19 protein-coding genes, 2 tRNA genes and 1 rRNA gene are annotated in these 21657 nt (G+C 57.8%); 8 read left to right on the top strand and 14 right to left on the bottom strand.

The window, feature by feature from the left end; genetic code table 11:
* Window positions 1-193 precede the first annotated feature (193 nt).
* The gene (locus E7738_RS14780; protein ID WP_021507904.1) at window positions 194-781 is read right to left on the bottom strand and encodes a LysE family translocator; all 588 of its coding nucleotides are present in this window, start codon (window positions 779-781) and stop codon (window positions 194-196) included.
* A 135-nt stretch (window positions 782-916) separates the two neighbouring features.
* On the opposite strand from E7738_RS14780, the gene E7738_RS14775 reads away from it, so the two are divergent.
* The gene (locus E7738_RS14775) at window positions 917-2407 is read left to right on the top strand and encodes an aminotransferase-like domain-containing protein (protein WP_031279768.1); all 1491 of its coding nucleotides are present in this window, start codon (window positions 917-919) and stop codon (window positions 2405-2407) included.
* Here E7738_RS14775 and E7738_RS14770 read toward each other — a convergent pair.
* On the bottom strand, window positions 2374-2997 hold the full coding sequence (locus E7738_RS14770; protein WP_021507906.1) for a glutathione S-transferase family protein: 624 nt from the start codon (window positions 2995-2997) through the stop codon (window positions 2374-2376). The two genes, E7738_RS14775 and E7738_RS14770, sit on opposite strands and share 34 nt — an antisense overlap.
* Before the next feature lie 114 nt (window positions 2998-3111).
* On the opposite strand from E7738_RS14770, the gene E7738_RS14765 reads away from it, so the two are divergent.
* Entirely contained in the window at window positions 3112-3960 is an 849-nt protein-coding gene (locus E7738_RS14765) for a PhzF family phenazine biosynthesis protein (protein ID WP_394515745.1), read from the top strand.
* A gap of 50 nt (window positions 3961-4010) precedes the next feature.
* On the opposite strand, the gene E7738_RS14760 is transcribed toward E7738_RS14765, so the two are convergent.
* Complete coding sequence (locus tag E7738_RS14760; RefSeq protein WP_021507908.1) at window positions 4011-4769, bottom strand: SDR family NAD(P)-dependent oxidoreductase; 759 nt, start codon at window positions 4767-4769, stop codon at window positions 4011-4013.
* Between the two features lie 115 nt (window positions 4770-4884).
* On the opposite strand from E7738_RS14760, the gene E7738_RS14755 reads away from it, so the two are divergent.
* The 3 genes from E7738_RS14755 to E7738_RS14745 all read left to right on the top strand — a co-directional run bounded on the left by E7738_RS14755 (window position 4885) and on the right by E7738_RS14745 (window position 8460).
* Window positions 4885-5784 (top strand): LysR family transcriptional regulator, encoded by a 900-nt coding sequence (locus E7738_RS14755; RefSeq protein ID WP_394515744.1) that lies wholly within the window; start codon window positions 4885-4887, stop codon window positions 5782-5784.
* Window positions 5785-5834: 50 nt separating this feature from the next.
* Window positions 5835-6836, top strand: coding sequence for an inner membrane protein YhjD (gene yhjD, locus E7738_RS14750; protein ID WP_021507910.1), 1002 nt, complete (start codon window positions 5835-5837; stop codon window positions 6834-6836).
* Between the two features lie 289 nt (window positions 6837-7125).
* On the top strand, window positions 7126-8460 hold the full coding sequence (locus E7738_RS14745) for an MFS transporter (protein ID WP_021507911.1): 1335 nt from the start codon (window positions 7126-7128) through the stop codon (window positions 8458-8460).
* A gap of 315 nt (window positions 8461-8775) precedes the next feature.
* On the opposite strand, the gene ilvC is transcribed toward E7738_RS14745, so the two are convergent.
* Window positions 8776-10251, bottom strand: coding sequence for a ketol-acid reductoisomerase (gene ilvC, locus E7738_RS14740; protein ID WP_021507912.1), 1476 nt, complete (start codon window positions 10249-10251; stop codon window positions 8776-8778).
* A gap of 162 nt (window positions 10252-10413) precedes the next feature.
* Here ilvC and ilvY point away from each other — a divergent pair, with 162 nt between their 5' ends.
* Window positions 10414-11295 (top strand): HTH-type transcriptional activator IlvY, encoded by an 882-nt coding sequence (ilvY, locus tag E7738_RS14735; RefSeq protein WP_021507913.1) that lies wholly within the window; start codon window positions 10414-10416, stop codon window positions 11293-11295.
* Between the two features lies 1 nt (window position 11296).
* Here ilvY and ilvA read toward each other — a convergent pair whose 3' ends face one another.
* The 6 genes from ilvA to ilvL all read right to left on the bottom strand — a co-directional run bounded on the left by ilvA (window position 11297) and on the right by ilvL (window position 17856).
* Window positions 11297-12841, bottom strand: a complete 1545-nt coding sequence (gene ilvA, locus E7738_RS14730; RefSeq protein ID WP_021507914.1) for a threonine ammonia-lyase, biosynthetic — start codon at window positions 12839-12841, stop codon at window positions 11297-11299.
* A gap of 6 nt (window positions 12842-12847) precedes the next feature.
* Window positions 12848-14698 (bottom strand): dihydroxy-acid dehydratase, encoded by a 1851-nt coding sequence (ilvD, locus tag E7738_RS14725; RefSeq protein ID WP_021507915.1) that lies wholly within the window; start codon window positions 14696-14698, stop codon window positions 12848-12850.
* A 61-nt stretch (window positions 14699-14759) separates the two neighbouring features.
* Window positions 14760-15689: a branched-chain amino acid transaminase gene (locus E7738_RS14720; RefSeq protein ID WP_021507916.1), complete on the bottom strand. Its 930-nt coding sequence runs from the start codon at window positions 15687-15689 to the stop codon at window positions 14760-14762.
* Window positions 15690-15707: 18 nt separating this feature from the next.
* On the bottom strand, window positions 15708-15965 hold the full coding sequence (gene ilvM, locus E7738_RS14715; RefSeq protein ID WP_008106624.1) for an acetolactate synthase 2 small subunit: 258 nt from the start codon (window positions 15963-15965) through the stop codon (window positions 15708-15710).
* Complete coding sequence (gene ilvG, locus E7738_RS14710) at window positions 15962-17608, bottom strand: acetolactate synthase 2 catalytic subunit (protein ID WP_394515743.1); 1647 nt, start codon at window positions 17606-17608, stop codon at window positions 15962-15964. Before ilvG ends, ilvM begins: the two co-directional genes overlap by 4 nt.
* A 149-nt stretch (window positions 17609-17757) precedes the next feature.
* Window positions 17758-17856: an ilv operon leader peptide gene (gene ilvL, locus E7738_RS14705; RefSeq protein WP_071813600.1), complete on the bottom strand. Its 99-nt coding sequence runs from the start codon at window positions 17854-17856 to the stop codon at window positions 17758-17760.
* A gap of 328 nt (window positions 17857-18184) precedes the next feature.
* On the opposite strand from ilvL, the gene E7738_RS14700 reads away from it, so the two are divergent.
* Window positions 18185-19705: a YifB family Mg chelatase-like AAA ATPase gene (locus E7738_RS14700; RefSeq protein WP_021507918.1), complete on the top strand. Its 1521-nt coding sequence runs from the start codon at window positions 18185-18187 to the stop codon at window positions 19703-19705.
* A gap of 28 nt (window positions 19706-19733) precedes the next feature.
* Here the strand turns inward: E7738_RS14700 and E7738_RS14695 are convergent, their stop codons facing one another.
* On the bottom strand, window positions 19734-20072 hold the full coding sequence (locus tag E7738_RS14695) for a DUF413 domain-containing protein (protein WP_021507919.1): 339 nt from the start codon (window positions 20070-20072) through the stop codon (window positions 19734-19736).
* Between the two features lie 121 nt (window positions 20073-20193).
* On the opposite strand from E7738_RS14695, the gene hdfR reads away from it, so the two are divergent.
* Window positions 20194-21015: an HTH-type transcriptional regulator HdfR gene (hdfR, locus tag E7738_RS14690; RefSeq protein ID WP_031279770.1), complete on the top strand. Its 822-nt coding sequence runs from the start codon at window positions 20194-20196 to the stop codon at window positions 21013-21015.
* Between the two features lie 104 nt (window positions 21016-21119).
* Here hdfR and E7738_RS14685 read toward each other — a convergent pair.
* The 3 genes from E7738_RS14685 to rrf all read right to left on the bottom strand — a co-directional run bounded on the left by E7738_RS14685 (window position 21120) and on the right by rrf (window position 21496).
* Window positions 21120-21195 (bottom strand) — tRNA-Trp (locus E7738_RS14685).
* A gap of 8 nt (window positions 21196-21203) precedes the next feature.
* Window positions 21204-21280, bottom strand: a tRNA-Asp gene (locus tag E7738_RS14680).
* Window positions 21281-21380: 100 nt separating this feature from the next.
* Window positions 21381-21496 (bottom strand): 5S ribosomal RNA (gene rrf / locus E7738_RS14675).
* Window positions 21497-21657: the final 161 nt, after the last annotated feature.

Below are 21657 nucleotides of genomic sequence, written 5' to 3'. Positions count from 1 at the left end.
TTTTGGATGACGCAATCCCTGACGGTTCAGCCAGGGATTTATTCACCAGGAAGCGCGCGTTTGTTAGCGGCACAATACATTGCACATTGCGCGATAAATCGCGCCGCTACATCAGGGTGCGTCGTACGGCTTCGTTAACTGACCAGCCCCACATATTGTGCTCATGCTTATCGCGCCATCAAACGCCGTCGCATCAGCTCATTAGCAGCGCGTCATACAGCATCCAGCCGGTGGTCGCCACCAGCGACAGCGCCATCAGCGTATTGAACGCCTGACGTTTCCACGCAATCTGCAGGTGATGGCGCAGCCGGTCGCCCAGCGCTGCCCAGATTAAAATGCACGGCAGGTTGAGGGCGGCGAAGCCGAGCAGCACCGCCAGCACACCGTTGCTGTTGGCGTACATCAGCGCCACGTTGGTGACCATCAGCCAGGCTTTGGGATTCACCGCCTGGAAACACACGCCGCCCAGCAGGGTCATCGGACGCGGACGTTCGCGCAACTGCGGCGCACCGGCGCGGAAGATTTTCCACGACAGCCACAGCAGATAGCTGCATCCCACCACCGTCAGCGGCAACCGCACAGACGCCATCCAGTGCAACAGCAGCTCCAGCGCCACGCTCGCCAGCAGCATCTGTAACGCACAGCCGAGCAGGATGCCAAACAGCATCGGTAGCGTGCGCCGGAAGCCAAAATTAACGCCGGAGGTGGCCAGTAACAAGTTGTTCGGACCCGGTGTAATCGACATCACCGTAACGTAGCTAAAGAAGGATGGATCGAGCATGGTGCGTTTCCCTGAGAATCAACGAAGCACCATGCTAATGCGCAAATTACGATGGCAACAGAGACACAAAATCACTATTGTGATGGATACAGTTAAGGCAATTTTAAATTGTACCTATCGCGCGCGGAGGCTTTTGTGTCCCTTCCTCTCTCATCCGGCCAGACGCTGTACCAGCAGCTGGCTGACAGCTTTGCCGAATCTATCCATCAGGGCACGCTGAAGCCGGGTAAGCGCCTGCCGGCCATCCGGCGCGTGGCACAGTCGCACCAGGTCAGCATCAATACCGTGCTAAGTGCCTGGCATATTCTTGAAGATCGCGGCCTGATAGAAGCCCGTCCGCAGTCGGGCTACTACGTGCGTGGCGTGCTGCCCGCGGTGACGCGACCGCTCAGGCCAATGAGCGCCAGCGTTAATGACCCCAGCACGCAAAAACTGGAACTGATCGAGCAGGTGTTCGCCGCGCAGAATCACCCCGACTACACCAATATTTCGCTGGCCTGCCCGCAGGATAGCGAGCTGTTTCCGGCGGCGAAACTGGGACGCATTACCGCCTCCATTATTCGCCGCGATAACGACATCATTGGTCGTTATGCGCTTCCGCCGGGTAGTGAGCGCTTACGGGAGGAGATTGCGCGCCGTAGCCTGCACACCGGCCTGAATCTCACTGTCGCGGACATCACCCTGACCCACGGCTGCATGGAGGCGCTGCAGCTGGCGCTGCGTGCGGTGACGAAGCCGGGCGACTGTGTCGGGCTGGAATCGCCGACCTACTTCTTTTTGTTCCCGCTGCTGGCCTCACTCGGGCTGAAGGCGCTGGAAATCCCCACCGATCCGCAAAACGGCCTGTCGCTGGATGCGCTGGAGATGCTGCTACAGGAGCAGCGCATTCAGGCGCTGATCGCCATGCCGGGCGCGCAGAATCCGCTGGGCTACGTGATGCCGCTGGAGAATAAAAAGCGTCTCGCGAAGTTAGTGAATACTTACCACGTTCCGCTGCTGGAAGATGGGCTGTATGACGAATTGCAGTTTGACTGGCCGCTGTCGCCACCGGTCAAAGCCTTTGACCGCGACGGCTGGGTGATTTACTGCACCAGCTTCACCAAAACCGTCGCGCCCGATTTTCGCGTGGGCTGGACGGCTGCCGGCCGCTTCCATCCGGCGATTGCGCGGCTGAAAGCGGTATCGTCGATGACCGAATCAAAACTGCTGAGCGAAACGCTGGCCGAATTTCTCGCCAGCGGCGGTTATGATCACCATCTGCGTTCGCTGCGGCGTCGCTATGCCGCCAATCTGGATGCGGCGCGCGGCATCATTGCCCGTCATTTCCCGCAGGGCACGCGCGCTACCCTGCCGCGCGGCGGCTTTGTGTTTTGGGTCGAGCTGCCGGGCAAGGTTGACACGGTGGAGATGTTCCATCGCCTGTTGCAGGAGCAGATTTGCGTCACGCCGGGCGCGCTCTATTCACTGAGCGATCGCTATCGCCATGCGCTGCGTCTCTCCTGCTGCTATCCGTTTGATGAGCGTTACACCTGGGCACTGAAACGCACCGGCGCGCTGGCCTGTGAAATCACCGGTATCGCGCCGGGTCAGGATCAGGGCTTACCGTTGCGACCCCAGGTGGTGTAACCCTCGCGTTCGGTCAGGCGCTCGTAATAGGTTTGCACGGCAGGAAAGTCCGGATGGTCGAGCGGGGTTTCAAACCAGCGGTTCACCGCCAGGCCAACCGGAATATCCGCCAGGGTAAAATTACGGCCCGCGACGTAGCGCCCGGTTTTTTCCAGCTGCTGATTAAGAATACCCATGGTGTGGCTCCAGCCTTTGATGGCGGCAGCCAGCAGGCGCGGATCCTGATGGGCCGGCGAATTGCGCACCAGCGACATAAAAGCATAGCGCCATGAGGTGTTGAGTTCGGTCGCCTGCCAGTCCATCCACTGATCGACCGGCGCACGCGCGCGCGGATTATCCGGGTAGAGCCACTCACCGCCGTTGCTGTTGGCGAGGTAGCGCAGAATCGCGTTGGACTCCCACATCACGAAGTCATCTTCGATGATCACCGGCACCATGGCGTTGGGATTGAGCGCCATAAACTGCGGTGAGTGCAACGACTGCGGGTCTTCGCCCCACGGCTCGTGCTCCCAGGCAATATCCAGCTCTGAACAGAGCCACAGCACTTTACGAACGTTGATTGACGAGTTACGGCCCAGAATTTTTAACATAGCGGACTCCGCTGGCAGAATTGTTAATCTATTCATAGTCCTGTTAGACGCCTTAAGCAATCAGCAGGATGTAAATCCGGATTTCAGACAACCTCAATGAGGAAAGGAGCGAACATGCAGGTGGCGTTTAAACAAGTGGATGTGTTCTCCACAGGTGCGTTCAGCGGCAATCCGCTGGCGGTGATCATGGATGCCCGGGGTCTGAGCGACGCACAGCTGGCGGCCATCGCGCGCTGGACCAATCTGTCGGAAACCACCTTCGTGCTGCCACCACAGGATGCCACAGCCGACTATCGTGTGCGCATCTTTACGCCTGGCGGCGAACTGCCGTTTGCCGGACACCCCACGCTTGGCACCGCGCATGCCTTGCTGGAAGCCGGCTGGCCCCTGAAAACAGCGGGTAAGATTGTGCAGGAGTGCGGCGTGGGCCTGGTGGAGGTGCAGATTGGCGCTGACGGTACGCTGGCCTTTGCCGCGCCGGACGCCAGCCTGACGCCGTTCAGCGATGCGCTGATGAGCAGCGCACTGCACAGTGACGCGTTCGATCTCAGCCAGACGCCAGCCGTGGCGGATATGGGGATTCGCTGGCTGTTGATTCCGATGAGCAGCGCGCAGGCGGTACTGGAGGTGGTCACCCAGGCGGACGATTTACTGCGGCTGCAGCAGCATGCGGGTGTGAACGGCATCGCCCTGTTTGGCCCGCTGCCCCAGGATGCAGAGGCGCAGTACGAGCTGCGCGCGCTGCTGGTCGAGAACGGTAGCCTGGTCGAAGATCCGATCACCGGCAGCGCCAACGCCTGTCTGGCACGCTATCTGGCGGCGCAGGGCCAGCGGCAGGATTACTGTGCGCGTCAGGGCAGCGCCATCCAGCGTGCCGGTCGCATTTTGGTGCGTTTTGCCGATGAGACAATCTGGATCGGCGGGCAAACCCTCACCCTGATTGATGGCACGATTGAGGTGTAAAACGGGCGCTGCTCCGTTCGTTAACACGATTCGGTCGCAGCGCGATGTTTTTACAGTGCCTGACCGCCAGAGGCCTCGATGCGCTGGGCGGTAATCCAGCCGGTTTCGTCGCTCAGGATCGCGCTGATGGCATCACCGATGTCATCCGGCAGACCAACGCGGCCCAGCGCGGTCACTGAAGCAATATGCGCGTTCAGATCTTTGGTGTCGCGCACGCGACCGCCGCCAAAGTCGGTTTCAATCGCCCCCGGTGCCAGAATGTTGACGCGAATGCGGCGCTCGCCCAGCTCTTTTGCCTGATAGCGCGTCAGCACTTCCATCGCCCCTTTCATCGCGGCATAAGTACCTGAACCCGGCAGCGTCATACGCGTCAGACCGCTGGAAATGTTCAGGATGCGTCCACCATCGGCGATCAGCGGCAGCAGTTTCTGCGTCAGGAAATACGGCCCTTTAAAATGCACATTCACCAGCGCATCAAACTCCTCTTCACTGGTTTCGGCCAGCAGCTTGTAATGACCGTGGCCAGCGTTGTTCACTAAATAATCAAAGCTATCGCGCTGCCAGGTCTCGTTCAGCGTTGCTTTGACCCGCGCCGCAAAGTCATCGAACTGCTTACTGTCGCCCACATCCAGCTGCAGCGCCACCGCACGCGCGCCCAGCGCCTCAATCTCCTTCACGACCGCCTGCGCTTCTTCAGCATGACCGCGCCAGGTAAACAGAATATCGACGCCCTTAGCGGCCAGTTTCAGCGCGCCATTCTTGCCCAGACCGCGGTTACCGCCGGTAATCAATGCAATTTTATGAGACATGTTTCGCTCCGGTTGGAAAATTGAACACGGATTAAGGATATTCGCGAATAATTGATCTATAAACGCAAGGGAATACACAGCACTGTTTCACTAACAACAACAATCGGTGAACAACATGGATAAAATTCACGCTATGCAGGTGTTTGTGCGGGTGGCAGAAATGGGCAGTTTTACCCGCGCGGCTGAGAGTCTGGGTTTACCTAAGGGCAGCGTGTCCCGCCAGCTGCAGGCGCTGGAAAACCAGATGGGCACACGCCTGCTGCACCGTACCACGCGCCGTGTGCATCTCACCCAGGATGGGCTGGTGTATTACGATCGCTGCCTGGATTTGCTGTCGATGCTGGATGATATGGACAGCCTGTTCCAGCACGATCCTGCCACGCTGAGCGGCAAGCTGCGCGTCGATATGTCGGTGGCGATGGCGACCGGTTTTATCCTGCCGCGTCTGCCGGAGTTTTTGCAGCACTATCCGGGCGTAGAGATTGAACTGAGCAGCAGCGATCGCCAGGTTGATGTGATTCGCGAGGGCTTTGACTGCGTGTTGCGCGTTGGCGAACTGAAAGATTCCGGTCTGATTGCGCGAAAAATTGGCTCGCACGCCTTGATCAACTGCGCCAGCCCTGGCTACCTTTCCCGCTTCGGCATGCCGGTGCGGCTGGACGATCTCGGCCAGCACGCCATGGTGCACTATACCCAACAGCTGGGGCAGCCCTCGCCGGGCTTTGAGTACTTTGATGGCAAACAGTGCCACTACGTGCAGACCGGCGGCGTGGTGACGGTAAACAGCACCGAAACCTATCGCGCCGCCTGTATTGCCGGGCTGGGCATTATTCAGGTACCGGCGATTGGCGTGCAGCCGCTGCTGGAATCCGGCCAGCTGGTCGAAGTGCTGCACCATTTCCCGGCCAAACCGATGCCGATTTCCCTGCTCTATCCTCACCGTCGCAACGTGGCGCGCCGCGTGCGGGTGTTTATGGAGTGGCTGAGTCAGGTGCTGCAGCAATACGTGACCTGAACGGGCAGGCTATAATTTTATTTTCGCTGTGAACAGGATGCAGAAGGTCTATGACGGACAAAACCACAAAAGCCTCAGCGGCTGAAGCTAAGCCGCTGATTGATATCAAAACCGGGAACAAAACGGTGGATGGCTCGATCAGGCGCGTCTCACGCTTTGCCGCCTGGTTTCAGGCGATCCCGGCAGTGGCGCACTTTTTGCGCGCGCTGGAGCGCTTTAACGATCGCCTCGGCAGTCAGTTTGGTGCGGCGATCACCTATTTTTCATTTCTTTCGCTGATACCGATTTTGATGGTCTCCTTTGCGGCGGTCGGCTTTGTGCTGGCGTCCAATCAGGACCTGCTTTCTGAGTTGATCAACAAAATCGTTAACAGCATCAGCGACCCGACGCTGGCCACCACGCTGAAAAATACCGTCAATACCGCGATTCAGCAGCGCGCGACCGTGGGCCTGACCGGTTTGCTGCTGGCACTCTACTCCGGCATCAACTGGATGGGTAACCTGCGCGAAGCGGTACGCGCCCAGTCGCGTGACGTATGGGAACGCACGCCGGATGACCAGGAGAAGTGGTGGAAGAAATACCTGCGCGACCTGGTTTCGCTGCTGGGTCTGATGCTGGCGCTGGTGATTACGCTGTCGCTGACCTCGATTGCCGGCGCAGCGCAGGCGGCGATCGTGAATGCGCTGGGGCTGGGCGATATCGAGTGGCTGCGGCCGGCGATGACCATCATCGCGCTGTCGATCTCCATCTTCGCCAACTATCTGCTATTCCTGTGGATTTTCTGGATCCTGCCGCGCCACAAGCCACGCAAAAAAGCGCTGCTGCGCGGTACGCTGCTGGCGGCGATTGGGTTTGAAGTGATCAAGTTTGTCATGACGCTGACGCTGCCGAAGCTGGCGACGTCGCCCTCCGGCGCCGCCTTTGGATCGGTGCTGGGGCTGATGGCCTTCTTCTACTTTTTCGCGCGTCTGACGCTGTTCTGCGCCGCGTGGATCGCCACCGCAAAATACAAGGATGATCCCGAGATGTCGCAGCCGCATCACCCGGCGTAACTCGACAATTCAGTTACATTTGCCGCAACAGCAAAAAATGTTTCCTGCTGGCTACTAAAGCAGCAAAAACCAGCAGGAAACGCTGGAGGGTCACTTTTATTTGGCCCTTTTGCAGAGAATCACGCCAGAAAAGCCGCGCTTCCCCTTCCCATCCGCCGCCGATTGCCGTAACTCAGAAATTATCCTCTTTTTCGCCGCCAAAGCCCGGTGTGACGCGGTTTTTCGTCATTGAATGCGGCAAAACAGGTGCGTAAGATTCTTTGTTTACATTTACAATTAAGAAACAGTTATGCAAGCCTCCATCTCCGAAACACCCGACCAACCACACGACGGCACACCGGTTAACTCACGCAGTAAAGTGGTAGTTGCCTCGCTGGTCGGCACTGCGATCGAATTCTTCGATTTCTATATCTATGCCACCGCCGCGGTAATCGTTTTTCCGCATATCTTCTTCCCGCAGGGTGATGCTACGGTTGCCACACTGCAATCGCTGGCGACCTTCGCTATTGCCTTTGTTGCGCGCCCTATTGGCTCCGCGCTGTTTGGTCACTTTGGCGACCGCGTGGGCCGTAAAGCGACGCTGGTTGCCTCGCTGCTGACCATGGGCGTTTCTACCGTACTGATCGGCCTGCTGCCGGGTTATCAGACCATTGGCGTGGCGGCACCGCTGCTGCTGGCGCTGGCGCGTTTTGGTCAGGGCCTGGGACTGGGCGGCGAATGGGGCGGCGCGGCGCTGCTGGCCACCGAGAACGCCCCGGCGAAGAAACGTGCGCTGTACGGCTCGTTCCCGCAGCTGGGCGCACCGATTGGCTTCTTCTTTGCCAATGGCACGTTCCTGCTGCTCTCGTGGCTGCTGACCGATGAGCAGTTCATGAACTGGGGCTGGCGCGTGCCGTTTGTGCTTTCTGCGGTGCTGGTGATTATCGGTCTGTATGTGCGCGTATCGCTGCATGAGAGCCCGGTGTTTGCCAAAGTGCAGAAAGAGAAGAAACAGGTGCGGATCCCCATCGGTACGCTGCTGAGCAAGCATATGACCGCGACCATTCTTGGCACGTTTATCATGCTGGCGACCTATACACTTTTCTACATTATGACGGTGTATTCGATGAGCTACGGCACCGCGCCGGCGCCGGTTGGTCTCGGCTATTCGCGTAACAGCTTCCTGTGGATGCTGATGGTGGCGGTCATCGGTTTTGGCGTGATGGTGCCGATTGCCGGCCTGCTGGCGGACCGTTTTGGCCGTCGCAAAACGATGATCACCATTACGCTGATGATCATCGCCTTTGCGCTGATGTTCCCGCTGCTGCTCGGCTCCGGCTCGCAGATTCTGGTGATGGGCTTCCTGCTGCTCGGCCTGAGTATTATGGGTCTGACATTCGGCCCGATGGGCGCGCTGCTGCCAGAACTGTTCCCGACCGAAGTACGCTATACCGGCGCGTCGTTCTCTTACAACCTGTCGTCGATTCTTGGTGCCTCGGTAGCGCCTTATATTGCGACCTGGCTGAATGCGAACTATGGCTTGCAGGCGGTGGGCTTCTATCTGGCCTCCATGGCGGTGCTGACGCTGATCGCGCTGATCGCCTGTAAAGAGACGCGCCACCAGACGCTGTATGAAGCGGTGTGATTGATTGCGTGTTGACAGAACCCGGCTCCGGCCGGGTTTTTTATTGGCGGTGTGGGGATCGTGCGGTGTGTCCCTCACCCTGGCCCTCTCCCGCTGGCGGGAGAGGGAACCGTTTGGTGCGGGCTGATGTTTCTGCACTTATCCATCAACACCGCGCGGACGCTCCCTCTCCCGTTTACGGGAGAGGGCCGGGGTGAGGGCGAGGGCGAGGGCGAGGGCTAGGGTGAGAAAAACCCTTCTGCACCCAGACATAAGACATAAAAAAACCCCGGCAGGCCGGGGTTTGATTGGGCTGAAAACTGTGTCTCGCGTGCCTTAGCCCGCGACGGCGATGCGTTTCATGTCGGTCATATAGCCACGCAGTTTGCGGCCAACGGCTTCGATTGGATGCTGGCGGATCGCTTCGTTCACGTCGCGCAGCTGCGCGTTATCCACCTGCGTGCCTTCCACCGCTTTGCCCAGATCGCCAGGCTGCAGCGTGGTCATGAACTCTTTCAGCAGCGGAACGGCCGCGAAGGAGAACAGGTAGTTACCGTATTCTGCGGTATCGGAAATTACCACGTTCATTTCATACAGACGCTTACGGGCGATGGTGTTGGCAATCAGCGGCAGCTCGTGCAGCGATTCATAGTAAGCCGACTCTTCGATGATGCCCGCGTCAACCATGGTTTCGAATGCCAGCTCAACGCCCGCTTTCACCATCGCGACCATGACCACGCCTTTGTCGTAATACTCCTGCTCGTCGATTTTGCCTTCGAACTGCGGGGCATTTTCGAACGCGGTTTTGCCGGTCTCTTCACGCCAGGTCAGCAGGTTTTTGTCGTCGTTCGCCCAGTCAGCCATCATACCGGAAGAGAATTCACCCGAGATGATGTCATCCATGTGCTTCTGGAACAGCGGTGCCATGATGGTTTTCAGCTGCTCAGACAGCGCGTAAGCACGGATTTTTGCCGGATTAGACAGACGATCCATCATCAGCGTGATGCCGCCAAACTTCAGCGATTCGGTGATGGTTTCCCAGCCGAACTGAATCAGTTTCTCGGTGTACGCCGCGTCGTGACCTTCAGCCACCAGCTTGTCGAAGCACAGCAGTGAACCGGCCTGCAGCATACCGCACAGAATGGTCTGCTCGCCCATCAGGTCTGATTTGACTTCTGCCACGAAGGACGATTCCAGCACGCCTGCACGGTCGCCGCCGGTGGCTGCAGCCCAGGCTTTGGCAATCGCCATGCCTTCGCCTTTTGGATCGTTTTCCGGGTGAACAGCGATCAGCGTTGGAACGCCGAAGCCACGTTTGTACTCTTCACGCACTTCGGTACCCGGGCACTTCGGTGCCACCATCACCACGGTGATGTCTTTACGGATGGTCTCGCCCACTTCGACGATGTTGAAACCGTGAGAGTAACCCAGCGCGGCACCGTCTTTCATCAGCGGCTGAACGGCCTGCACAACGGCAGAGTGCTGCTTGTCTGGTGTCAGGTTAACCACCAGATCCGCCTGCGGGATCAGCTCTTCGTAAGTACCCACTTTAAAACCGTTTTCGGTGGCTTTACGGAACGACGCACGCTTCTCAGCAATGGCTTCAGCGCGCAGTGCGTAAGACACATCGAGGCCAGAGTCACGCATGTTCAGACCCTGGTTCAGGCCCTGCGCGCCGCAGCCGACGATGACCACTTTCTTACCTTTCAGGAAGCTAGCGCCATCCGCGAATTCATCGCGCGACATGAAGCGACATTTGCCTAACTGCGCTAACTGATTGCGCAGATTCAATGTGTTGAAGTAGTTAGCCATGGGTACTCCGCTCAGATGTTGTGTTTGCTTTTGTTCAGTAACGGTGCCGGATTTAGCGCCGCGAATGACCCCATCATATGACAGGAAATCTGTTGCTTAAATTGATATATTAACAACGTCACATTGCAGAATTTGCAACATCACGCTGAGGGCAAAACGCGCATGGATTTACGAGACCTGAAACTGTTTCTTCACCTGGCGGAAAGCTGCCACTTTGGCCGCACCGCGCGCGCCATGCACGTCAGCCCGTCGACATTATCACGCCAGATTCAGCGGCTGGAAGAGGATGTCGGACACGCGCTGTTCCTGCGCGACAACCGCACCGTGACGCTGACCGAAGCCGGCGAGCGGCTGCGTCAGTTCGCTCAGCAGACCCTGCTGCAGTATCAGCAGTTGCGCCATGTCATGGACCTCAACGGTCCGTCGCTGAGCGGCGAGCTGCGCCTGTTCTGCTCAGTAACCGCCGCCTACAGCCATCTGCCGCCGATTCTCGACCGCTTTCGCGCGGAGCATCCGCAGGTGGAAATTAAACTCACCACTGGCGACGCCGCCGATGCCATTGAAATGGTGCAGTCCGGCGAAGCGGATCTGGCCATCGCCGGCCGGCCGGAGTCGCTGCCCGCCAGTATCGATTTTACACCGCTGGGTTTGATCCCGCTGGTGCTGATCGCCCCGGCGCTGCCCTGCCCGGTGCGCAGCCAGGCGACGCAGGAACAGCCGGACTGGTCGCAGATTCCCTTTATCCTGCCGGATCAGGGGCCGGCGCGGCGCGGTATTGATTTATGGTTTCGCCGCCACCGCATTGCCAACCCGCAGATTTACGCCACGGTGTCAGGCCATGAGGCGATTGTGTCGATGGTGGCGCTCGGTTGCGGCATCGCGCTGCTGCCGGATGTGGTGCTGGAAAACAGTCCGGAACCGGTGCGCAATCGCGTGCTGACGCTGGAGAATGTCGAGTCGGTGGCGCCGCTGGAGCTTGGCGTATGCGTACAAAAAAAGCGGCTCGGGGAGCCGCTGATTAATGCTTTCTGGCACCTGCTGTAGTTTAGCCGGCGAGGAAGAAGCGAAACGCCGGATTGCTGGCCTCGTCGTGCCACTCATAGCCGAGCGCGTTGAGGTGAGTGTCGAAATCCGGCTCTTTGTCGTTGATCTCGAACGCCGCCAGCACGCGACCAAAATCGGTGCCGTGGCTACGATAGTGGAACAGCGAAATATTCCAGTGCGCACCCAGCGTCTGCAGAAACTTCAGCAGCGCGCCCGGCGCTTCCGGGAATTCGAAGCTGAACAGCCGTTCACGCAGCGGTTTTGACGGGCGTCCGCCCACCATGTAGCGCACGTGCAGCTTCGCCATCTCATCATCCGACAAATCCACCACCTGATAGCCGCCTTCAGCCAGCTGGCTGATGATCTCGCTGCGCTCCTCAAGGCCGCGCGTTAAACGCACGCCAACAAAGATGCAGGCGTTGTCGGCATCGGCATAACGGTAGTTGAACTCGGTTACCGCACGGCCGCCCAGCGTCTGGCAGAAACGCAGGAAGCTGCCCTGCTGCTCAGGGATGGTGACCGCCAGCAGTGCTTCACGCTGTTCACCCAGTTCACAGCGCTCAGAGACGTAGCGCAGACCGTGGAAGTTAACGTTGGCGCCCGACAGCACGTGCGCCAGCCGCTCGCCTTTGATGTCGTGCTGCTGGATGTACTTCTTCATGCCCGCCAGCGCCAGCGCGCCGGAAGGCTCCGCCACCGCACGCACATCCTCGAACAGATCCTTCATCGCCGCGCAGATGGCATCGCTGTCCACGGTGATAATGTCGTCGAGGTATTCTTTGCACAGGCGGAAGGTTTCGCTGCCGATACGCTTGACCGCCACGCCTTCGGCAAACAGCCCGACGCGCGGCAAATCCACCGGCTCGCCGGCATCAAGCGCCGCCTTCAGGCAGGCAGAGTCCTGCGACTCGACCGCGATAACCTTGATTTGCGGCATCAGCTGTTTAATCAGTACCGCCACACCCGCCGCTAAGCCGCCGCCGCCTACCGGCACAAACACGCGATCGAGATGCGCATCCTGCTGCAACAGCTCCATCGCCAGCGTGCCCTGACCGGCAATCACCGCCGGATGATCAAACGGCGGCACGAAGGTGTAACCCTGCTGCTCCGCCAGCTCAATCGCTTTGGCTTTTGCCTCGTCAAAGTTGGCTCCGAACAGGTAAGCCTCACCGCCAAACGCGCGCACTGCATCAACCTTGATGTCCGCCGTTGCCACTGGCATCACAATCAGTGACCTGATGCCGAGCGTGCTGGCCGAGAGCGCCACGCCCTGCGCGTGGTTGCCCGCCGAAGCAGTAACCACGCCGCGCGCTTTCTGCTCTTCCGTCAGCCCGGCAATCATGGCGTAGGCACCGCGCAGCTTGAAGCTGTGCACCGGCTGGCGATCTTCGCGCTTCACCAGAATGGTGTTGCCAAGACGCGACGAAATTTTTTCCATTTTTTGCAGCGGCGTCACCTGGGCAATTTCGTACACAGGCGCACGCAGCACCGCGCGCAGATACTCCGCGCCATTGGGCGACGCGGAAAGCGGTTGAGACGCAGCCATCAGAGATTAGCCTCCCAGCTTAGACTTATCGCGCACCGCGCCCTTGTCAGCGCTGGTGGCGAGCGATGCATAAGCACGCAGTGCGAAGGAGACCTGACGCACACGACCGTGCGGCGTATAAGCCGCTTCGCCACGCGCTTCCTCTTCTTCACGGCGGGCATGCAGTTCGTTATCCGGTACCGCCAGCTTAATGCCGCGATTCGGGATATCGATTTCAATGATGTCGCCATCTTTAACCAGCGCGATGGTGCCGCCGTTCGCCGCTTCCGGCGATGCGTGGCCAATGGAGAGACCCGAGGTGCCGCCCGAGAAGCGTCCGTCAGTGATCAGCGCACAGCTTTTGCCAAGGCCCATCGATTTCAGATAAGTGGTCGGATAGAGCATTTCCTGCATGCCCGGACCGCCTTTTGGCCCTTCGTAGCGGATCACCACCACATCACCGGCGACCACTTTGCCGCCGAGAATCGCTTCTACCGCATCGTCCTGGCTTTCATACACTTTTGCCGGACCTTTAAAGGTGAGGATCTCTTTGTCGACGCCGGCAGTTTTCACGATGCAGCCATCTTCCGCCATGTTGCCGTACAGCACTGCCAGACCGCCATCCTGAGAGAACGCGTGTTCGCGTGTGCGGATACAGCCTTCCTGACGATCGTCATCCAGCGTATCCCAGCGGCAATCCTGTGAGAACGCCTGGGTAGTACGGATGCCCGCCGGGCCGGCGCGGAACATCTTCTTCACCGCTTCGTCTTTGGTCAGCATGATGTCGTACTGATCGAGGGTTTCGCGCAGGTTGAGGCCCAGCACGTTGCGTACGTCGGTGTGCAGCAGGCCGGCACGATCCAGCTCGCCAAGAATACCGATTACCCCGCCCGCGCGGTGCACATCTTCCATATGATATTTCTGTGTGCTCGGCGCCACTTTGCACAGGTGCGGCACTTTGCGTGACAGGCGATCGATGTCGGAAATGTTGAAATCGATCTCGCCTTCCTGCGCGGCGGCCAGCAGATGCAGCACGGTATTGGTGGAACCGCCCATGGCGATATCCAGCGTCATGGCGTTTTCGAACGCGGCTTTGCTGGCGATGTTACGCGGCAGCACGCGCGCATCATCCTGCTCGTAGTACTGTTTGGTCAGGTTAACGATGCGCTTGCCGGCGTTGATGAACAGGTCTTTACGATCGGCGTGGGTTGCCAGCAGCGAGCCGTTGCCCGGCTGCGACAGGCCCAGCGCTTCGGTCAGGCAGTTCATGGAGTTGGCGGTGAACATGCCGGAGCACGAGCCGCAGGTCGGGCAGGCGGAACGCTCAATCTGCTCGCTGTCGGCATCGCTGACGTTCGGGTTCGCCCCCTGAATCATCGCGTCCACCAGATCCAGCTTGATGATTTTGTCTGACAGCTTGGTTTTACCGGCTTCCATCGGACCGCCGGAGACAAAGATCACCGGAATGTTGAGGCGCAGCGAGGCCATCAGCATGCCGGGGGTGATTTTGTCGCAGTTGGAGATACACACCATGGCGTCGGCGCAGTGGGCGTTCACCATATATTCCACGGAGTCGGCAATCAGCTCACGTGAAGGCAGTGAATACAGCATGCCGCCATGACCCATGGCGATACCGTCATCCACCGCGATGGTGTTGAACTCTTTGGCTACACCACCCGCGGCTTCGATTTGCTCAGCGACCAGTTTGCCAAGATCGCGCAGGTGCACGTGGCCCGGTACGAATTGGGTGAAGGAGTTGACCACGGCGATAATCGGCTTACCGAAATCGTCGTCGGTCATTCCGGTGGCGCGCCACAGGGCACGGGCACCCGCCATGTTACGACCATGGGTGGTGGTGGCGGAACGGTACTTAGGCATGCTCTATTTACTCCAGTCTGAAAAATGACGCGGGCGCTGCTGCACCCGCGTTACTGTCTTGTTATGGATTCACCTGATCCAGCCAGCCGTACTTGTCTTCGGTTTCGCCGGTGAACAGGCCAAAGAACGCCTGCTGGATTTTGGTGGTCACCGGGCCACGTTTGCCCTCACCCACCTGGATGCCGTCCACGCTGCGTACCGGCGTGATTTCTGCGGCAGTACCGGACATGAACACTTCATCCGCCAGGTACAGTGATTCGCGAGACAGCACCTGCTCGCGCACTTCGATACCGAGATCCTTCGCCAGCTTGATGATGGCGTCGCGGGTGATGCCCGGCAGCGCTGAAGAGGTGAACGGCGGGGTGAACAGGATGCCGTCTTTCACTTCAAACAGGTTTTCGCCAGCACCTTCGGAGATATAACCCTGGGTATCCAGCGCGATACCTTCCTGATAGCCGTGGCGGCGCGCTTCGCTGCCAACCAGCAGGGAAGAGAGATAGTTACCGCCTGCTTTCGCCGCGGTTGGCAGGGTATTTGGCGCCACGCGATTCCAGGAAGAAACCATGGCGTTAATGCCCTGCTCCAGCGCTTCGGCGCCCAGGTAAGCCCCCCACGGGAACGCAGCGATGATCACATCGGTGGTGAAGCCGTCTGGCGGGTTAACGCCGAGGCCCACGTCGCCGACAAAGGCCAGCGGACGAATGTAGGCACTCTTCAGTTTATTGACGCGGATGACTTCGCGGCACGCTTCCATCAACTCATCCACGCTGGCTTTGATCGGGAAACGGTAAATTTTGGCGGAGTCGTGCAGACGCTGCATGTGTTCACGGTGACGGAACACCACCGGACCTTTGTGTGAGTCGTAGCAGCGAACGCCTTCGAACACAGAGGTGCCGTAATGCAGTGCGTGAGACATAACGCTAACCTTAGCGTCTTCCCACTTAACCATCTCTCCATTGAACCAGATAAAGTCTGCTTTCTTCGTACTCATTGTTATTTCCTTTGGCGACTAGGCGCGGATTTGTTGTGTTGTCTGTTGCTGGATCTCGACACAGGCGACATCCATAAGTTTGCTTAACTGCGAAGACAGTAAATCGACTGAGCGCTGGCTGGCAACGGTCATTTCGATATTAATGTTCTCCGCATTGACGGCGGACGCCATATTCATCGCGCAGACCTGGAAGCCACGGTGACGCACGACGCGCAAAATGCGCTCCAATATTTCAGGGCGAAAGCGGGCTTCGATAGACAATTGATGCTGGTTCATACGGTTTTCTCCATCATGTTTGCGTTGCTGGCACCCGGCGGTACCAGTGGCCAGACGTTTTCATGCTCATCAATCGCAACATGCAGGAAGTAAGGACCTTCACTGTTCAGCAGAGCATCAATCGCGGCGTCGACCTGATCTTTACGGCTAATGCGCTGGCCCGGAATATCAAAGGCGCTGGCCAGCGTGAGGAAATCGGGGTTATCGGTGAGGATGGTTTCGCTGTAGCGGCCATCAAAGAACAGCTGCTGCCACTGGCGAACCATGCCAAGACGCTGGTTATCCAGCAGCAGGATTTTTACCGGCAGCTGCTTACGCTTGATGGTGCCCAGCTCCTGAATATTCATCATGATTGAGCCGTCACCGGACACGCAGATAACGGTGTCATCCGGACGGGCAACCTGCGCGCCCACCGCAGCCGGCAGCCCAAAGCCCATGGTGCCCAGACCGCTGGAGGTGATGAAGTTTTCCGGCGCGCTGAAGCGCATGTGCTGTGCCGCCCACATCTGATGCTGGCCAACGTCGGTGGTTACCACCGCGCTGTCAGGTTTACGATCTGACAACTGCTTCAGCAGCAGCGGCGCGTAGATCGCCTCGCCGGGATGGTCGTAACGCCACGCGAACTCCGCGTTCATCGCTTTAACTTCGGTACGCCAGCCGTCGATCTGCAGCGGCATGCTCAGCGCCGGCAACACCTGGTTGAGATCGCCCTGCAGCGAAACGTGAGCGCGACGCAGTTTGTTCAATTCCGCCGGATCGATATCAATATGGATGACGCTGGCGTGCGGCGCGAAGGTATCCAGCTTACCAGTGACGCGGTCGTCGAAGCGTGCGCCGACGGCAATCAGCAAATCACAGGATTGCACCGCCAGGTTGGCCGCTTTGGTGCCGTGCATGCCGAGCATACCGAGATAGAGATCGCTGCTGGCTTCGGCGCTGCCCAGCCCTTTCAGGGTAGAAACCATCGGGATGCCGGTCTCCTGCGCCATAGCCCGCAGCGCCGGGACGGCCTGCGCCATGCCGACACCGCCGCCGATATACAGCATCGGTTTTTGCGCTTGCGCCATCAGCGCGCGCGCTTCGGCAATGTGCTGCGGTGAATGGCTCAGTGCCTCTTCAACCGGCAGCAGGTGCGGCGTCAGGTCACCGCTGGCAATCTGAATATCTTTGGGAATGTCGACCAGCACCGGTCCCGGACGGCCGGACTGCGCGATGGCGAAAGCTTCCGCCATCACCGAGGGTAAATCATCCAGCGATTCAACGAGGAAGCTGTGTTTAGTGCAGGCTAATGACAGGCCAAGAACGTCGATCTCCTGAAAGGCGTCGGTACCGATAAACGCTGAAGAGACCTGCCCGGTGATGGCGACAACCGGAACGGAATCCATCATCGCATCGGCCAGCCCGGTGATCAGGTTGGTGGCGCCCGGTCCGGAAGTCGCGATGCAAACCCCGGTTTTGCCGGTCGCACGCGCATAACCGATCGCTGCCATCACCGCACCTTGTTCATGACGACACAGTAGATGTTCCACGCCGCCATCGTAGAGCGCATCGTACACTGGCATGATTGCTCCGCCAGGATAACCAAACACTGTGTCGACACCCCGCGCGCGTAAAGCCTGAACTACCCACTGTGCACCTGTCATGGTTATTCTCCTGTATTCCTGCTGGAACAACAGAATTTTATGCTACTGCTCATAATCTGTTCCTCGCTGATTCGCTGATATTTCGTCTGGTCGAAAAAAAACCCCCGGACCTTACGGTGCGGGGGTTTTTCGAATTCCAGGCTTGATTTTTAAGCCTTTCTTTCTCCAAGCGTAGCCCCGCACGGTGGGTTAATAATCACCACCACGCTAATCACGACTAGGCTAATCACTTGTAGAAGGGCTTTCATGTGTCGTCTGTTTTTTCGTTAGTTCGAAGTAATACCTACAGAGTTACCATAGTTAGCAGGGGATTTACAATAATTTTCATCGGAAAATTTTATGACGCGCGCAGTTGACGTGCGTTATCGCTTTGTAAGTAAAAGGTTATTCGCATTTGTGATAATTATTCATTACGCCCGCGACGCAACCGTTATTTTGCTTTTGCGATCTGGCTGCGAAAATTAATGAACAGGATGAAAAGCACAGCGATTTTCCTGAATACCGCTTCAGGATGATAGTTTCAGCGGTCGCCGTGTGGATTTTTTTCAGCAAGGATAAAGGCAACAAGGAGCGGTTATGTCTTTATCGAAAGTATTAACACGCGCGGCGCTCGGAGTGCAGGCTCCACTGGTGACGATTGAAGTGCATATCAGCAACGGTCTGCCAGCATTGACACTGGTAGGTCTGCCGGAAACCACCGTCAAAGAAGCCCGCGAACGCGTGCGCAGCGCCATTATCAATAGCGGTTTCACCTTTCCGGCGAAGCGCGTCACCATTAATCTCGCACCAGCTGATTTACCTAAAGAGGGTGGGCGCTACGACCTGCCGATCGCTATCGCCATTCTCGCGGCCTCAGAGCAGCTGCCAGGCGATAAGCTGGCCCATTATGAGTTCCTGGGTGAGCTGGCGCTAAACGGCGCGCTGTGTGGCGTTCAGGCCGCGATTCCTGCTGCCATGGCGGCGCTGCAGGCCGGACGTCAGATGGTCTTAGCGGAGCAGAATCAACAGGATGTCGGCCTGATACAACAGGGTGAAACGCTGGTGGGCAAGCATCTGGTGGAGATCTGCGCTTTCCTGCATAACCAGACGGCGCTGACGGTCGCCCATTACCAGCCTGAAACGGTGCCGCACGAGCAACAGGACCTGAGCGATATTATTGGCCAGCAGCAGGGACGGCGCGCGCTGGAAATTACCGCCGCCGGTGGCCATAACCTGTTGCTGCTGGGCCCGCCCGGCACCGGTAAGACCATGCTGGCAACCCGATTGCCCGGCATTATGCCGCCGCTGGATGACCAGGAAGCGCTGGAGTGCGCCGCAATTGCCAGCCTGGTCAGCAGCGGTACGCTACATCATCAGTGGCGTAGACGGCCGTTCAGAGCGCCTCATCACAGCGCATCGCTGTATGCGCTGGTCGGCGGAGGATCCCTGCCGCGGCCGGGCGAAATTTCGCTGGCGCACAATGGGGTGCTGTTTCTTGATGAACTGCCCGAGTTTGAGCGCAAAGCGCTGGATGCGTTACGCGAACCGATTGAGTCCGGTGAAATCGCCATTTCCCGTTCCCGCGCCAAAGTCACTTTCCCTGCGCGCTTTCAGCTGATTGGTGCAATGAATCCCAGCCCGACGGGTCATTATCAGGGGAATCATAATCGCTGCACGCCGCAGCAGGTGCTGCGCTATCTCAGCCGGCTGTCTGGCCCGTTTCTGGATCGCTTCGACCTGTCGCTGGAGATTCCGCTGCTACCGGGCGGCTCGCTTAGCCAGAAGCAGCAGCACAGCGAAACCAGCGCGCAGGTGCGCGCCCGCGTACTGGCCGCCCGGGCGATACAGATGGCACGCGCGGGCAAAGTGAATGCGCAGCTGTCGAATCCGGAGATCGCCCGTGATTGTGTGTTACAGCAGCAGGACGCGGAATGGCTGGAGGAGATCCTGAATGCACTGGGATTATCGGTGCGTGCATGGCAGCGCATCTTAAAGGTGGCGAGAACCATCGCAGATTTAGCGGGTGAACGGCAGATTACGCGTCAGCATCTGCAGGAGGCGGTGGGATATCGCAGTATCGATCGTTTACTGATTTACCTGCATAAAAGCCTGGAATGACAACGGGGCTGAAATCAGCCCCGTCATGTTAATCGTCGCTATCGCTGAAGTCTTCCACCGTGTCCATCTGCGGTTTACCGCCGGACAAGGTATGAAAACGTTTCGGACGCTTGATACGTGCAGTGTATTTTGACCAGACACGTTCAGCCTCAGTCTGCGGCTCACGCAGACCACGACAGACTTCAATAAACAGACGCTCTTCTTCGGTCTCCGGATCGCGCTTAGCGAGATCCAGTTCGTTGAAAGCGTATCCGTGGCGTTCCAGAAGCTGAGCTTCTTTAATGGTGAAGTCACCATGACGCGAAAAACCACGAGGGTAATGTTTGTTATCAAAGAAACGATTAGTTGTTGCGAAGCTGTCCGCCATCTTACACGCTCCTGATTCTCATATGGCCGTGCTATTTATGGCGCGGAGTATTAGATAGGCTTGACAGAGTGTAAAACAAAACATTTAAATCAGTACGACAAACATTTTTTGGGAGAATGCTGTGGATACGGAATTACTGAAAACTTTCCTCGAAGTGAGCAGAACGCGTCATTTCGGGCGTGCTGCTGAAGCGCTTTACCTCACGCAATCTGCCGTTAGTTTTCGCATCCGTCAGCTGGAAAATCAGCTGGGCGTTAATCTTTTTACCCGTCACCGCAATAATATCCGGCTGACTTCAGCAGGCGAGCGCTTATTGCCCTACGCTGAGAGCCTGATGAGTACCTGGCTGATGGCAAAAAAGGAGGTTTCGCATACCCAGCAGCACCATGAGCTATCAATCGGTGCCAGTGCATCGCTCTGGGAAGCGTATCTTACGCCCTGGCTGCAGACGCTATACGAGAACCGGGAGAGCCTGCATCTGGAAGCACGTATTGCTCAGCGCCATTTGCTGGTCAAGCAGTTACATGAGCGTCAGCTCGATTTGCTGATCACCACCGAAGCGCCAAAAATGGATGAACTCACCAGTCAGCAGATCGGTCATATTTCACTCGCGCTCTTTCGCGCACGCAAAACTGAAAAGCGTGAAAAATATGATTACATCAAACTCGAGTGGGGCGCGGATTTCCATCAGCATGAAAGTTATCTTTCCAGTGATGACGTACCGGTATTAACTACCACTTCAGCACATGTGACCCGCGAATTGCTGCATACCACGGGAGCCTGCGCTTTTTTACCTGATTTCTGGCACGGCATTTACAGCGATTTGATGGTTATTCCAGACACACCTGTCGCAGTGCGACCGTTATATGCGGTATGGCTGCAGAATAGCGATCAACAGGCACACATTCGGCAGCTGCTTAAATATCCGGTCCTGACTCACTGAAGCAATAATTGAGGGAGTTTGAGTGGAAGAAATGAAACTCAGGCTCTTGCCTGTGCCGAATTTCAGGCAAAAAAAATCCTTTGCCGAAGCAAAGGATTATTTTCTGGCAGGGGCGGAGGGACTCGAACCCCCAACACCCGGTTTTGGAGACCGGTGCTCTACCAATTGAACTACGCCCCTAATTAGGGTGGCGGAACGGACGGGGCTCGAACCCGCGACCCCCTGCGTGACAGGCAGGTATTCTAACCAACTGAACTACCGCTCCACCGATTCTGTACTGATATCAGACCGTCGCTGATTTCAGGTGTTTCGCCCTTTCCGCGTCACCGGGAAGGTCACGACCCGATTAGGGGTCTTAAATTGATGCCTGGCAGTTCCCTACTCTCGCATGGGGAGGCCCCACACTACCATCGGCGCTACGGCGTTTCACTTCTGAGTTCGGCATGGGGTCAGGTGGGACCACCGCGCTGTTGCCGCCAGGCAAATTCTGTTTTCGTCCGCGTCTTTCGCGCTCTGACTGCGTTGCCCCGCTCGCGCCGCTCAGTCACATACTCGTGTATGCTCCTTCACGTCGTCTCGCGTGCCGCCTTGTCACAGCACAAAATCCACTGGACGTAATCCGGTGAACAAAGCTGAAAATTC

The organism is Pantoea sp. SGAir0430 (genome assembly GCF_043549295.1).
This window is presented reverse-complemented; position numbering and strand designations above follow the sequence as displayed.